Source organism: Micromonospora sp. LOL_015, from assembly GCF_048060275.1.
GTDB lineage: Bacteria > Actinomycetota > Actinomycetes > Mycobacteriales > Micromonosporaceae > Micromonospora_E.
The window spans coordinates 56708-70769 of sequence record NZ_JBHMIO010000011.1 but is presented as its reverse complement, the minus strand read 5'-3'; the positions used below and the strand labels follow the sequence as shown (position 1 = coordinate 70769).

Here is a 14062-nt window from a genome sequence, read left to right as displayed (position 1 = left end):
CGGCCCGGCTTTGCCCCGACCCCTTCCGTGGAGGCGACGGCCACCGTGCCTGAGGCGTTCCCCGAACCATCCCGTCCCCGTCCCCATCGGGCCCAACCCCCCGGCTGGACCCTGCCCGCACAGGCCGGCGCCGCCGCGCTGCTGCTGACCGCCGGCGCGGCCGGCCTGCTGACCGCCCCGGTCGCGGTGCTCGGCGCGGTGCTGTTCGGCGTCGGCATGCCCGGTCTGCGGCTGTCGCGGATGGCCGTCACCGCGCACGCCCGTACCGGCGATCTCCGGAACTGCCGCGGAGCCAATCTGCTCGCCGTGACCAGCATCGGCGGCGCCACTGCGGTCTGCGTCGCCGCCTTCAGCCCGCCGGCGGCCCGGACCGGCCTGGCGCTCAGCGGGCTCATCCTCGCGCTGGCCGGCCACCTCGCGGCGATTCTGCTGCTGCCGGGCGTCGCCGAGACCTGGCGGCTGCGGCTGCGGCGGGTGGTCGACGGGCTGAGCCTGGGGATCAGCCTGATCTTCGCCAGCTGGCTGCTCTCGCCGGTCGACACTGCGTCGTCGGCCGTACTCTTCGTCGAGCTGAGCGTGATCGGGGCTGGGTCGATCATCGTGGTCACCGCCCTGGGGATGCGGAGGCAACGCCCAGCGGTGCTCTACTGCGGTGGCGGCTCCATCGCGCTCCTCGTGGGGCTGGCCGCTCCAACTGTCTGCTTCGCGTACGGCACCGCCGGCTGGCTCTGGTGCCTGTCGACGGCCCCGGCGGTCGGCGGCATGCTGCTACTGGTCATCGGGGCGCAGCGGGCACAGCGGGCAGGCTCGCAGCCGGTCACCCCGGCGCGCGGCCGGCTCACCGCGTACCCACTGTTGACGGTGCCGGCGGTGGTGGCCGCGCTGGCCGCCGCGTACCACGTGGCGACCCAGGGATCGTTCGACCGTACGTCGGTCCTGCTCGGCCTTGCGGTGATCCCGACGCTGGTGGTCCGGGAGATGATGGCCGCGGCCGACGTGCGGTCCTACGCCCGGCGGTTGAGCATCCAGGAGGCGCATTTCCGCTCGTTGGTCTCCGGCGGCAACGATCTCACCCTGACCCTCGGCGACGACCTGCGGGTGCGGTGGCAGTCACCGGCCGCCGCGCGACTGTTCGGGCTGGCCGACGCACAGGTGCTCGGCCGACCGTTCATCGAGCTGATGCATCCGGAGGACGTCCCTGAGGTGATCGCGGTGCTGGCCGGCGTGGTGACTGGCCGGCTGGTGCCGACCACTCGGACCCCGTTGGTCACCGCCCGGCTGCGGGACGGCCACGGTCGGTGGCGGGACACCGAGTCCACCGTGTCTGACCAGCGGACGGTGCCCGAGGTCGGAGCGCTCGTGGTGCATGTGCGCGACGTGGGGGAGCGGGCGCACCTGGAGCGGCGGCTGTACAAGCTCGGCTTCACCGACCAGCTGACCGGGTTGGCGAACCGCCGGGAGCTGATGCGCCAGATCGCCAACCAGCGGGACCTGCCCGGTCACCCCGGTGCGTTGCTGATCATCGACCTCTACGGGCTGGTCGGCGTCAACGAGCAGTACGGGCGGGAGGTCAGCGACGCGGTGCTGGTCGAGGTGGGGCGGCGGCTGCGGGACACGGTGGAGCCGGACGACGTGGTCGCCCGGCTCAGCGGCGACGAGTTCGCGGTTGTCACCGTCGCCGGCCCGATGCTGGCGTACGGGACCGGGGCGCGGCTGGTCGCGGCGTTGCGCGAGCCGTGCCAGCTGCCCGGCGCGGTGGTTGCGCTGCAGACCAGCATCGGCATGGCCGAGGTGGCCGGCGGTGCCGGGGCGGACGATGTGCTGCGCCGGGCGGACCTGGCCCGCCGCCGGGCCCGCCAGCTCGGTCGCAACCGGGTCGAGTGGTACGACTCCTACCTGGAGGAACAGCTGGTCCGGCGGCTGGACCTGGAGCGGGAGCTGCCGGGCGCGGCCGAGCGGGGCGAGTTGGACGTGGTGTACCAGCCGGTGGTGGACCTGGTCGACGGCAAACCGGTGGGGGTCGAGGCGCTGCTGCGCTGGCGCAGCCCGGTGCTCGGCACGGTGCTGCCGGCCGAGTTGCTCGCCGTGGCCCGGGAGCTGTCGCTGCTGGGCCACATCGGCCGGTGGGCGCGGACCACCGCCTGCCGGCAGTTGGCGTCCTGGTCACGGGAGGGGCACGGGCTGTGGCTGTCGGTCAACGTCGCCCCGGCCGAGTTGGCCGCGACCACCTTCGTGGCCGACCTGATGGCCATGCTGTCCGCACAGGGTATCGGGCCGGATCGGCTCGTCGTCGAGGTCGCCGAGTCGCTGGTCGCCGAGGAGCTGGCGGCTGCCGAGAATCCGCAGATCCTCGCGCAGTTGGCGAACCTGCGGGCGTACGGGGTGCGAATCGCGTTGGACGACTTCGGCGCCGGACAGGCGTCGATCGCCCAGCTGCGGCGGCTGCCGCTGGACGTTGTCAAGATCGACCGTTCACTGGTCGCCGACGCCGGTGCCGGCCTGGACAGTGTCCACCCGATGCTGGAAGCGGTGGCTGGGCTGGGCCGGCGGTTCGGGCTGGAGATCGTCGCCGAAGGGCTGGAGACGGACGGTCAGGTGAGCCAGGCGCAGGCCGCCGGCTGCCGGTTCGGTCAGGGGTACGCGCTGGCCCGCCCCGCACCTGCGGAGCGGACCGAGGCGTACATCGCCGACTTCCCCACCCCGTCGCACTGACCCGATCGGCGGCGACAAGGCGCGGGCGGGCGGAGCTCAGCGCAGGTCAGGCGGCGTAGCCGGGCATCGGGTAGCCGGCCAGCAGGTCGGCTACCTCCCCGGCGATCCGGTCGAGGGCGGCACCGTCGTCCTTGACCGCCGCGGTCACCGCGTCGTCCAGCCAGGCGGCGACCTGCGGCATCTGCGCCTCGGTCAGGCCGCGGGTGGTCAGCGCGGCGGTGCCCAGCCGGATGCCGGACGGGTCGAACGGCTTGCGCGGGTCGTACGGCACCGTGTTGTAGTTCAGCTCGATCCCGGCCCGGTCCAGCGCCTGTGCGGCCGGCTTGCCACCGACGCCCTTGCCGGTCAGGTCGGCCAGGATCAAGTGGTTGTCGGTGCCGCCGGAGATCAGCTCGAAGCCGCGGTCGACCAGCGCGGCGGCGAGCGTCTTCGCGTTGGCGACCACCTGGTGGGCGTACCGGCGGAAGTCGTCGGTGTCGGCCTCGCGCAACGCGACGGCGATGCCGGCGGTGGTGTGGTTGTGCGGGCCGCCCTGCAGGCCGGGGAAGACCGCTTTGTCGATCGCGGCGGCGTGCTGCCCGGTGGTCAGGATCATCGCGCCGCGCGGGCCGCGCAGCGTCTTGTGGGTGGTCGTGGTGACCACGTCGGCGTGGCCGACCGGTGAGGGGTGCGCGCCGCCGGCGACCAGACCGGCGATGTGCGCGATGTCGGCGACGAGCACCGCGCCGATCTCCCGGGCGATCTCGGCGAAGGCGGGGAAGTCGATGGTCCGCGGCACCGCCGTACCGCCGCAGAAGATCACCTTCGGCCGTTCGCGGCGGGCCAGGTCACGTACCTCGTCGAAGTCGATCCGGCCGGTGTCGCGGGAGACGTTGTAGCGGACCGAGTTGAACCACTTGCCGGTGGCCGACACCGACCAGCCGTGGGTGAGGTGCCCGCCCATCGGCAGCGACATTCCCAGCACGGTGTCGCCGGGGGAGAGGAAGGCGAGGTAGACGGCGAGGTTGGCGGGGGAGCCCGAGTACGGCTGGACGTTTGCGTGGGCCGCCCCGAAGAGCGTCTTGGCCCGCTCGACGGCGAGCGTCTCGATCGGGTCGACGAACTGCTGGCCTTCGTAGTAGCGGCGGCCCGGGTAGCCCTCGGAGTACTTGTTGGTCAGCACCGTGCCGCTGGCCTCTAGCACGGCGGTGGAGACGTAGTTCTCCGAGGCGATCATCCGCAGCTTGTCGTGCTGGCGGCGGGCCTCACCCTCGACGAGGGCGGCGAGCTCCGGATCGGTGGCGGTCAGTTGCGGGATCTGCGGTACGTGCACGACGTGTCCTCCTGGGTCGGGCGGCCCCGTCGGCCCGGAGCGACCCGGGCATGACGGTGCCGTCGACGGTGCACCCAGGCGCGCGGCGCACGTCGGTGGTCGCTCCCCGGTGGTCGGTTCCACCTTCGCTGCGCCAGTCGCGTGACCGGTCCGAGCATAACCCGCGGTGGTCGGCGGGTCGGGCAGACCCTGACGGTACGTGGCGAGATCTGCTGGTCTTTGCGCCGTTCAACGCATCAGAAACTCAACCGGTTCACTGATCCGTGCGTGGTGGCGCGGTGCTGCCGCGCGGGGTCAGGTGCGGCGTCTCGTCCTGGTACGCCTGCGTCGGCTCACCGGCGATCGTCGCCAGCAGCTGCCGCGCGGCGTGCGCACCGTACGCCGGGATGTCGCGGCCCAGCGCGGTCAACGGCGGATGCACCAGCCGGCACAGCGGCGAGTCATCCCAGGCAACGATCGACAGGTCGCCCGGCACGGCCAGCCCCATCTCCTGGGCCACCGCCAGGCCGGCGATCGCCATCACGTCGTTGTCGTAGATCACCGCGGTGGGGCGGGCCGCGGTGCTGATCAGCCGTCGGGTGGCCCGCGCACCCTCCTCGCCGGTGTAGTCGGACGCCACCGTGACGCACTGGTCCAGGCCGAGCCGGCGGCAGACGTCGGTGAACGCGTCCGCGCGGATCTCGGTGTGCAGCAGGCCGGGCAGGCCACCGATCCGGGCGATCCGGCGGTGACCCATCGCGACCAGGTACTCGACCGTCTCGACCAGGGCCGATGCGTCGTCGGACCAGATGTTCGGCAGTGAGCCGGTGTGCCCGGGGCCGCCGATCACCACCGCCGGCAGTTGCAGCGTCTCCAGCGCCGGCACCCGGTCGTCGCCGACCCGCAGGTCGCAGAGGAACACGCCGTCCACCCGGCGCTCACCCCACCAGCGCCGGTAGACCGCGATCTCGGCCTCGGTGTCGGCCACCACCTGCAGGGTCAGCGCGTACGACCGGGCGGACAGCTCGGCCTCGACACCGCTGATCAGCTCCATGAAGAACGGCTCGATGCCGAGGATCCGGGCCGGGCGGCTCAGCGCCAGGCCGACGGCGTTGGCGGTGGCCCCGGACAGGGCGCGGGCGGCGCTGTTGGGGTTGAACCCGATCTCGGCGGCGATGGCGAGGATGCGCTGCCGGGTCGCCTCGGACACCCCGGGCTGGCCGTTGAGCGCGTAGGAGACCGCGCCCTTCGAGACGCCTGCTCGGCGGGCGATGTCGGCGATGGTCGGCCGTTTCACCGGCGGCGCTCCTTCGGGTTCGTCTCGGCTGGCCTTGCCCGGTTAAGTCTGCTGCCCGAAACGATATCCGGCGTCGGCCGGGTTCGGCGGCCACCCCGCCCGAGGACACCGAGGTTACGGGTTGGCTGCGGCGGTAACCAGCCATTGACATGCATCGAAGTCGCTCGTACCGTGGCCTGACTTACCCGGTTCAGTCGACGCTCCTCGATGTTTGGAGCGTTTCCAAGTGTGTTCGGAGGATGGGATGAAGCGGCGTTGGGCCCCTTGGACGCGTACGGCGGCGGTCGGCGCCGCCGGCGCGCTGCTGATCGCCGGCTGCAGTGGCGAACCCGGCGGCGGCAGCGACGACGGCGGCACCACCCTGACCATCGCGTACTGGGGCGACTTCGGCCTCGACGACCTCAAGGCCGCGTACGAGGCGCAGAACCCGGACGTGCGGATCAACCTCAACTCCGGTGAGTACAACGCCCAGCACGAGGACCTGCAGAAGAAGCTCATCGCCGGGTCCGGCGCCGCCGACATCGCCGCCATCGACGAAGGGTTCGTCGTCCAGTTCCGCGAGCAGGCCGACAAGTTCGTCAACCTACTGGACAAGGGCGCCGGTCAGTACGAGGAACGCTACCTCGACTGGAAGTGGCAGCAGACCCTGTCCGCCGACCGGGCCACCCAGATCGGCCTCGGCACCGACGTCGGCGGGCTGGCCATGTGCTACCGCACCGACCTGTTCGACGCGGCCGGGCTGCCGACCGACCGGGACGAGGTCTCCGCACTGTGGCCCGACTGGGAGTCGTTCGTCGCCACCGGCGAGGAGTACGTCGCGGCCAGCGGCAAGAAGTTCGTCGACTCGGCCACCAACATCTTCAACCCGGTGCTCGGCCAGCAGCCGGTCGGCCTCTTCGACACCAGCGACAAGCTGGCCATGCAAGGCGGACCGAAGGTTGCCTTCGACACCGCCGCCACCGTCGTCGGTGCCGGACTGTCGGCCAACCTCGCCGCCTTCTCCCCGGAGTGGAACAACGGCTTCGTCAACGGCGACTTCGCCGTGCTGGCCTGCCCGGCGTGGATGATGGGCCACATCCAGAACACCGCCCCGGACACTGCCGGCAAGTGGGACGTGGCGGCCATCCCCGGTGGCGGCGGCAACTGGGGCGGCTCGTTCCTGACCATCCCCGCGCAAAGTGAGCACGTCGACGAGGCGTACAAGTTCCTGGAGTGGCTGATCCAGCCCGAGCAGCAGATCGAGATCTTCAAGAAGGTCGGCAACCTGCCGTCACAGCCGGCGCTCTACGAAGACCCGGCGATCGTCGAATTCTCCAACCCGTTCTTCAACGACGCGCCGGTCGGCCAGATCTTCTCCGCCACCGCCGCCAACCTCACCCCGCAGTACCTCGGCCGTAAGAACGGCCCCGTCCGGGTCGCGGTGGAGAACGTCCTCAACCGGCTGCAGAGCGGTGACCTGGAAGGCAAGCCCGACGAGGCGTGGACGGAAGCCATCGCGGAAGCCGAGAAGGCGGCGAACGCGTAACCGCTCGCAGGCCGCGAGCCGCGCGTGCGGCCGAACCCGGAGGCAAACCATGTCCGCAACCCGCGCCGCACCGGCACCACCACCCGAGCCGACCTGGCGCAACCGGCTGCACCGCTTCGACATGCGGTACACCCCGTACATCCTGATCTCCCCGTTCTTTCTCCTCTTCATCGCCTTCGGACTCTTCCCGATCATCTTCAACGGCGTGGTGGCGCTGCGGCACTGGCGGCTGGACAACGCCGACCTGACCGGCTGGGCCGGGCTGGAGAACTTCCGGCGGCTGTTCACAGACGACAGCTTCTGGAACGCGCTGTACAACACGTTCGGCATCTTCCTGCTCTCCACCGTGCCGCAGCTGTTCCTGGCCCTGATCGTCGCGTCGCTGCTGAACCGCAAGCTGCGGGCGCAGACCTGGTTCCGGGTCGGCGTCCTGCTGCCGTACATCACCCCGATCACCGCGTCGACGCTGCTGTTCGCGGTCTTCTTCGCCCGCGACTTCGGCATCGCCAACTGGGCGCTCGACGTACTGCACCTGCGCGGCGAGGCGCCGATCGACTGGCGGTCCAGCAAGGCCGCGTCGTGGGTCGCCATCGCTACCATGGTCAACTGGAAGTGGATCGGCTACAACGCGCTGATCTACCTGGCCGCGATGCAGTCGATCCCGCGCGACATCTACGAGGCGGCGGCGGTCGACGGCGCCGGCCAGTGGCGGCAGCTCTGGCGGATCACCGTGCCGATGATCCGGCCGGTGGTGGTCTTCACCGTGATCCTGTCCACCATCGGCGGGCTGCAACTGTTCACCGAGCCGATGCTGTTCGAGCAGAACTCGCAGGCCGCCACCGGTGGGTCAAACGGCCAGTTCCAGACCATCGCCCAGCTGATCTACAAGGTCGGCTGGAAGGACCTCAACCTCGGGTACGCCGCCGCGATGTCCTGGGCACTGTTCCTGATCATCGTGATCATCGCGGCCGTCAACGCGCTGGTCGCCAACCGGCTGGGCGGAGGCCGCAAATGAGCAGCAGAACCGTCGGCCGTGCCCCGGCCAGTACGCCGGGCAGCTTCTGGAACTACCTGTTCCTCAGCCTGGTCATTCTGTTCTCCGCCTTCCCGCTCTACTGGATGGTGGTGATCGCCAGCGGCACCGACGCCGACCTGGCGAAGATCCCTCCGCAGCTGCTGCCCGGCGGGCAACTGCTCACCAACCTCAACGAGGTCTTCACTCTCAAGAACGTCTACTTCGCGCAGTCGCTGGGCAACAGCTTCATCGTCTCGTCGATCGTGACGTTCTCGGTGCTGTTCTTCTGTTCGCTGGCCGGCTTCGCCTTCGCCAAGCTGCGGTTCGCCGGCCGCAACGCGCTGATGGTCGTCGTGGTGCTCACCCTTACCGTGCCCAACCAGCTCGGCGTCGTCGCCCTCTACATCCTGATGGGCGAACTCGGCTGGAACGGCACCCTGGTCGCGGTCATCGTGCCCGGCCTGGTCACCGCGTTCGGCGTGTTCTACATGCGGCAGTTCATCCTCGAAGCGGTGCCCGACGAGCTGATCGAGGCCGGTCGGATCGACGGTGCCACCACGCTGCGGATCTACTGGAGCGTGGTGCTGCCGGCGGTCCGCCCGGCGATGGCGGTGCTCGGCCTGCTCACCTTCGTGGCCACCTGGAACGACTTCCAGTGGCCGCTGATCACCCTCGGCGGCACCTACTACCCGACGTCGATGGTGGCCCTGTCCGACCTGGCCAGCGGCAACTATGTGCTGTACCGGCGGGTGCTCGCCGGTGCGTTCGTGGCGACCATCCCGCTGTTGATCATGCTCTTCATCGGTGGTCGGCAGATCGTCCGGGGAATCATGGAAGGCGCCGTCAAGAACTGACCGGCGAGCACTCGTACCGTGGCCCAGTCCCGATCCAGCACTAGTGAGGTATGGCATGAACTCCGTACGACCGCTCCACGAGGGCTGGACCGTACGACCCGCCGACGGGTCCGACGTGCCCGACGGCGTGGGCGATCACAGCGTCCCCGCGGCCGTACCCGGCTGCGTCCACACCGACCTGCTCGCCGCCGGCCTGATCCCCGACCCTTACCTCGACGACAACGAGACCCGGCTGTCGTGGATCGGCCGGACCGACTGGGTCTACGAGACCACGTTCGACTGGGTCGACCAGGCAGACCCCCGGGTCGACCTGGTCTGCGCCGGCCTCGACACGATCGCCACCGTCACCCTCAACAACGTCGGACTGGGCCGCACTGCCAACATGCACCGCGGCTACCGGTTTGACGCCCGACCGGCCCTGCGCCTCGGGCGCAACACCCTGCGGGTGCGGTTCGACTCCGCGTACCGGCACGCCGAAGCGGTCCGCGACCGGCTCGGCGACCGGCCCAACGCCTACCCGGAACCGTTCAACTTCATCCGCAAGATGGCCTGCAACTTCGGCTGGGACTGGGGCCCCAACCTGGTCACCGCCGGCATCTGGCAGGAGATCGGCCTGCACACCTGGAGCACCGCCCGACTGGCCACCGTTCGTCCGCTGGTCACCGTTACCCACCACCCGACCGGCAGCGCCGAGGCGAAGGTCGAGCTGCACGTCGAGATCGAACGTGACACCGACGAGGACATCACCCTGGTCGCCGCCGTCGCCGGGGCCCGCGCCGAAGCGGTCGTCCCGGCCGGGCAGCGCAGCGCCGTCGTGACCCTCACCGTCGCCGAGCCCGAGCTGTGGTGGCCCCGAGGGTACGGCGATCCCGCCCGCCATGCCCTCGACGTCACCCTGCATCGGGCCGACGGCAGCACACTCGACACCTGGCAGCGACTGATCGGTTTCCGGTCGGTCCGCCTCGACACCACCGCCGACGTCGCCGGCAGCGCGTTCACCCTGGTCGTCAACGAGGTGCCGGTCTTCGTCCGGGGCGTCAACTGGATCCCCGACGACGCGTTCCCCACCCGGGTCGACCGGGCCCGCTACGCCCGCCGGTTCGGCCAGGCCGTCGACGCCGGCGTCAACTTCCTGCGGATCTGGGGCGGCGGACGCTACGAATCGGAGGACTTCTACGACCTAGCCGACGAGCTGGGACTGCTCATCGGGCAGGACTTCCTGTTCGCCTGCGCCGCGTACCCGGAAGAGGAGCCGATCGCCGGCGAGGTCGCCGCGGAGGCCCGGTACCAGGTCGCCCGGCTCACCCCGCACCCCAGCCTGGTGCTGTGGACCGGCAACAACGAGAACATCTGGGGCTGGCACGACTGGGGCTGGCAGGAGATCCTCGACGGACGCACCTGGGGGCTCGGCTACTACCTCGACGTGCTGCCCGGCATCGTCGCCGAACTCGACCCGACCCGCCCGTACTGGCCGGGCAGCCCCTACTCCGGCCGCGACGACCTGCACCCCAACAACCCGGCGCACGGCACCACGCACATCTGGGACGTGTGGAACACCGACGACTACCTGAAGTACCGGCAGTACGTGCCCCGGTTCCTCGCCGAGTTCGGCTACCAGGGGCCACCCGCGTACGCCACCCTGCGCCGGGCGATCAGTGATGACCCGCTCGCCCCCGACTCACCCGGCATGGCCCACCACCAGAAGGCCGTCGACGGTGACCTGAAGCTGCGACGCGGCCTCGACGCGCACCTGCCCGCGCCGCGTGACTTCGACGACTGGCACTACCTGACCCAGGTCAACCAGGCCCGCGCCATCGCCGTCGGGGTGCGGCACTTCCGCTCCCACCGGGGCATCTGCATGGGCACCATCCTGTGGCAGCTCAACGACTGCTGGCCGGTCACCTCATGGGCCGCCGTTGACGGCGACGGCCGCCGCAAACCCCTGTGGTACGCGCTGCGCGACGCCTACGCCGACCGGCTGCTCACCATCGAATCCCGCGACGGTGGGCTCGTCCTGGTGGCGGTCAACGACACCGGCACTGACTGGCACCCGCAGACCGACGTCACCCGGCTCACCCTGGCCGGCGAGCCACTGGCCAAGATCGGCTACCAGCTGGCCGTACCGGCCCATTCGGCGGTCACCGTGCCGATCTACCCCGACCTGGCGGCCACCGGCGACCCACGCCGCGAGCTGCTGCTCGCCGACGCGGCCGGGCACCGGGCCTGGTGGTTCTTTGCCGAGGACAACGAGATCGACTACCCGGTTGCCGGGTACGACGCGACGGCCGCACCGGTCGACGGTGGGCTGCGGGTCACCGTCACCGCCCGGACCGTCCTGCGTGACCTGACCCTCTATCCCGACCGGCTCGACCCGGCCGCCGAAGTGGACCGGGCACTGGTCACCCTGTTGCCCGGCGAGTCGACGGAGTTCGTGGTGCGCACCGGGGTCGAGCTGGATCCGGCGGCGCTGACCAGCCGGCCGGTGCTGCGCTGCGTCAACGACATCGTCAGCGACACCCCGACGGCCGGCGCGTGAGCACCGGCCCGGCAGCGGCCGACCGCGCCCCCGGCACCGTCAGCCCGGTCAACATCCACGCCTGGCGCGACTTCGGCATCCTCGACTCGCTGCGGCCGTTGCTGCCCGGCCGGCCGGCGGTGCTCGCCAGCGACGGGCACTGCATGGCGCTTGGCGAACACTGGCTCGGCGGCTACCCCGGCCGCGCCCTGCTCGGCATGGTGGTCTCCACCGGCGTCGGCGGCGGACTGGTCATCGACGGCCGGGTCCACCCGGGCGGCAGCGGCAACGCCGGCCACATAGGACACATTGTGGTGGACATGACCGGACCGTCCTGCCCCTGCGGCGGGCGCGGCTGTGTCGAGGCGATCGCCAGCGGCCCGGCGATGGTCCGCTGGGCCGTCGACCAGGGCTGGACGCCGGGGGAGCGGCCGGGCGACACACGTACCCTCGCCGAGGACGCCCGGGCCGGCGTACCGCTCGCCGTCGCCGCGTTCGGGCGTGGCGCGACCGCGCTGGCCGCCGCGGTGGTCTCCGCCACCGCGCTGGTCGACCTCGACGACGTCGTCATCGGCGGCGGGGTGGCCGCCGCCGGTGACCTGCTCTTCGCTCCGCTGCGTGCGGCCGTAGCGGAGTTGGCCGGGCTCGACTTCGTCCGCCGGGTCCGGATCCACACCAGCAGTCTCGGCAACGACGCGGGGTTGCTCGGTGCCGCCGCACTCGCCCTGGAGGCCGCCGCGCGTCAGTGACCTCCACCGCTCCACGGTCAAGGAGAACCCCGCAATGCGCACACGCTCCGCTGGCCTGCTGCTGGCACTGGCCGGGCTGCTGCTCACCGCAGCGGCAGCCCCGGCCCAGGCCGCACCGCCGGCCCACCATCCCGGCCATCCCGGCCATCCTGGTACGCCGACCGCCGGATTCGTCACCCGGCACGGCGACGACCTCACACTCGACGGCCGGAAGTTCCGGTTCGCCGGCAGCAACAACTACTACCTGATGTACAAGTCGCCGACGATGGTCGACGACGTGTTCGCCGACGCGAAATCTGCCGGGTTCACCGTGCTGCGTACCTGGGGATTCCTCGACATCGGCAACGCCGACGGTTCCGACTCGGTCGCCGGCCCGGCCGACGGGGTCTACTTCCAGTACTTCGACGGCGAACGGCCGGCGTACAACGACGGCCCGGACGGCCTGCAACGTCTCGACTACGTCCTCGCCGCCGCCCGCGAAGCCGGCATCAAACTGGTCATCCCGTTGACCAACAACTGGCGCGACTTCGGCGGCATGGACCAGTACGTGCGCTGGCGCGGCGGGCAGTACCACGACGACTTCTACACCGACCCCGTGATCCGCGGCTGGTACAGAGACTGGATCAGCCATGTGCTGAACCGCACCAACACCTTCACCGGGGTGAGATACAAGGACGACCCGACGGTGATGACCTGGGAGCTGGGCAACGAGCCGCGCTGCAAGGGCTCCGGGGTCTACCCGCAGTCACCGGACTGCACCACCGACACGCTCACCGGCTGGGCCGACGAGATGACCCGGCACGTCAAGTCGATCGCTCCCCGGCAGCTGGTCAGCGTCGGCGACGAGGGCTTCTTCTGTGACGATCCGACCAGCGCCGACTGGACCACCAACTGCGGCGAAGGGGTCGACAGCGTCGCGCTGAGCAGGTTGCCCGCCGTCGACGTCGTCTCCTACCACCTCTACCCGGACCACTGGGGCAAGGACGCCGCCTGGGGCACCGAGTGGATCACCCGGCACGCTCACGAGGCGAAGAAGGTCCGCAAGCCGGTGATGCTCGGCGAGTTCGGCATCCACGACAAGTCGACCCGCAACGTCGTCTACCGCGAGTGGACTGACGTGGCGATCGCCGGCGGCACCAGCGGTTTCCTCTACTGGATCCTCTCCGGCGTGCAGGACGACGGCAGCCGCTACCCGGACTACGACGGTTACACCGTCTACTGCCCGAGCCCGGTCTGCACCACGCTGTCCAACGCGGGCGCGGCGGTGCGCGGCGACCGCCGGCCGTGGCCGCCGGTCGCCGACCACGACACCACCACCGTCGAGTTCGGCCAGGTCGCGACGCTGCGGCCGGCGGCCAACGACATCGCCCACCGGGGTACGGTCCGAGCCGCCACCATCGACCTGGACCCGACGGAACACGGCCAGCAGAAGCAGGTCAGTGTCGAGGGCGGGGAGTTCGCGCTCGGCGGCGACGGTGCGGTGACCTTCACCCCGGCGGACGGCTTCGCCGGCCGGGCCACCGCCCGGTACCGGGTGTGGGACCGGGCCAGGCGCGCCTCGAACGTCGCCGACCTGGTGGTCACCGTCAAACCGGACCCGGCCGGGGTGCAGACCCTGTTCTCGTTCGAGACCGGCACCGACGGGTGGGGACCGCCGTCGTGGGAGCCGGGTGTCGGCAGCGTCGCCCAGTCGGACGCGTTCGCCACCGACGGGGTGTACGGGTTGCGAGTCGACTCGGTGACCGGCGGCTGGTTCGGCACGTCGTTCGCCGAACCGGTGGACCTGTCCGGCCGGGTGACCCTCAAGTACGACCTGCGTACCGACCCGTCAGTGGGCACCAACGCGGCGATCGCCGTGCAGACCGGGCCGAGCTACACCTGGTGCCAGTCCACGTTCACCTGGCTGAACCAGGACTGGACCGGCACCGCCGAGATCGACCTGCTGACCGAGATGTCCTGTGACGCCGAGGCGCTGGCCGACGTGCGCGAGATGTACGTCTACGTCAACCCGGGCTCCGTCCACATCGACAACGTCCGGGTCGAGTAGGACGGCGCGGTCACCGGTGCGCGTCGAGCCCCGGCCCCCGTCGGCGTGGGGCCGGGG

The 14062-nt window shown here is 70.8% G+C and carries 9 protein-coding genes and 1 riboswitch; of the genes, 7 read left to right on the top strand and 2 right to left on the bottom strand.

The features are described 5' to 3' along the window. The first annotated feature begins 45 nt into the window (after nucleotides 1–45). Nucleotides 46–2712 carry a putative bifunctional diguanylate cyclase/phosphodiesterase gene (locus ACFHWU_RS12350; RefSeq protein ID WP_416590601.1) on the top strand — a complete coding sequence of 889 codons (2667 nt, stop codon included), beginning with the start codon at nucleotides 46–48 and terminating at the stop codon, nucleotides 2710–2712. Between the two features lie 46 nt (nucleotides 2713–2758). Here ACFHWU_RS12350 and glyA read toward each other — a convergent pair whose 3' ends face one another. Beyond that, nucleotides 2759–4024, bottom strand: a complete 1266-nt coding sequence (glyA, locus tag ACFHWU_RS12345; protein ID WP_416553675.1) for a serine hydroxymethyltransferase — start codon at nucleotides 4022–4024, stop codon at nucleotides 2759–2761. Between the two features lie 65 nt (nucleotides 4025–4089). After that, nucleotides 4090–4175: riboswitch (ZMP/ZTP riboswitch) on the bottom strand. A 102-nt stretch (nucleotides 4176–4277) separates the two neighbouring features. Next, nucleotides 4278–5300 carry a LacI family DNA-binding transcriptional regulator gene (locus ACFHWU_RS12340; protein WP_416553677.1) on the bottom strand — a complete coding sequence of 341 codons (1023 nt, stop codon included), beginning with the start codon at nucleotides 5298–5300 and terminating at the stop codon, nucleotides 4278–4280. Between the two features lie 244 nt (nucleotides 5301–5544). On the opposite strand from ACFHWU_RS12340, the gene ACFHWU_RS12335 reads away from it, so the two are divergent. Genes ACFHWU_RS12335 through ACFHWU_RS12310 form a run of 6 tightly spaced genes read left to right on the top strand, consistent with a single transcriptional unit; the run spans nucleotide 5545 to nucleotide 14005 of the window. Beyond that, nucleotides 5545–6825 (top strand): extracellular solute-binding protein, encoded by a 1281-nt coding sequence (locus tag ACFHWU_RS12335; RefSeq protein ID WP_416590600.1) that lies wholly within the window; start codon nucleotides 5545–5547, stop codon nucleotides 6823–6825. Nucleotides 6826–6874: 49 nt separating this feature from the next. Beyond that, nucleotides 6875–7840 carry a carbohydrate ABC transporter permease gene (locus tag ACFHWU_RS12330; protein ID WP_416568611.1) on the top strand — a complete coding sequence of 322 codons (966 nt, stop codon included), beginning with the start codon at nucleotides 6875–6877 and terminating at the stop codon, nucleotides 7838–7840. Next, nucleotides 7837–8694, top strand: a complete 858-nt coding sequence (locus ACFHWU_RS12325) for a carbohydrate ABC transporter permease (RefSeq protein ID WP_282234396.1) — start codon at nucleotides 7837–7839, stop codon at nucleotides 8692–8694. The genes ACFHWU_RS12330 and ACFHWU_RS12325 overlap by 4 nt, the downstream gene beginning before the upstream one ends. Before the next feature lie 55 nt (nucleotides 8695–8749). Continuing rightward, entirely contained in the window at nucleotides 8750–11230 is a 2481-nt protein-coding gene (locus ACFHWU_RS12320; protein WP_416590599.1) for a glycoside hydrolase family 2 protein, read from the top strand. Next, complete coding sequence (locus ACFHWU_RS12315) at nucleotides 11227–11958, top strand: ROK family protein (RefSeq protein ID WP_416590598.1); 732 nt, start codon at nucleotides 11227–11229, stop codon at nucleotides 11956–11958. Before ACFHWU_RS12320 ends, ACFHWU_RS12315 begins: the two co-directional genes overlap by 4 nt. Nucleotides 11959–11992: 34 nt before the next feature. After that, entirely contained in the window at nucleotides 11993–14005 is a 2013-nt protein-coding gene (locus ACFHWU_RS12310; protein WP_416590597.1) for a cellulase family glycosylhydrolase, read from the top strand. Nucleotides 14006–14062: the final 57 nt, after the last annotated feature.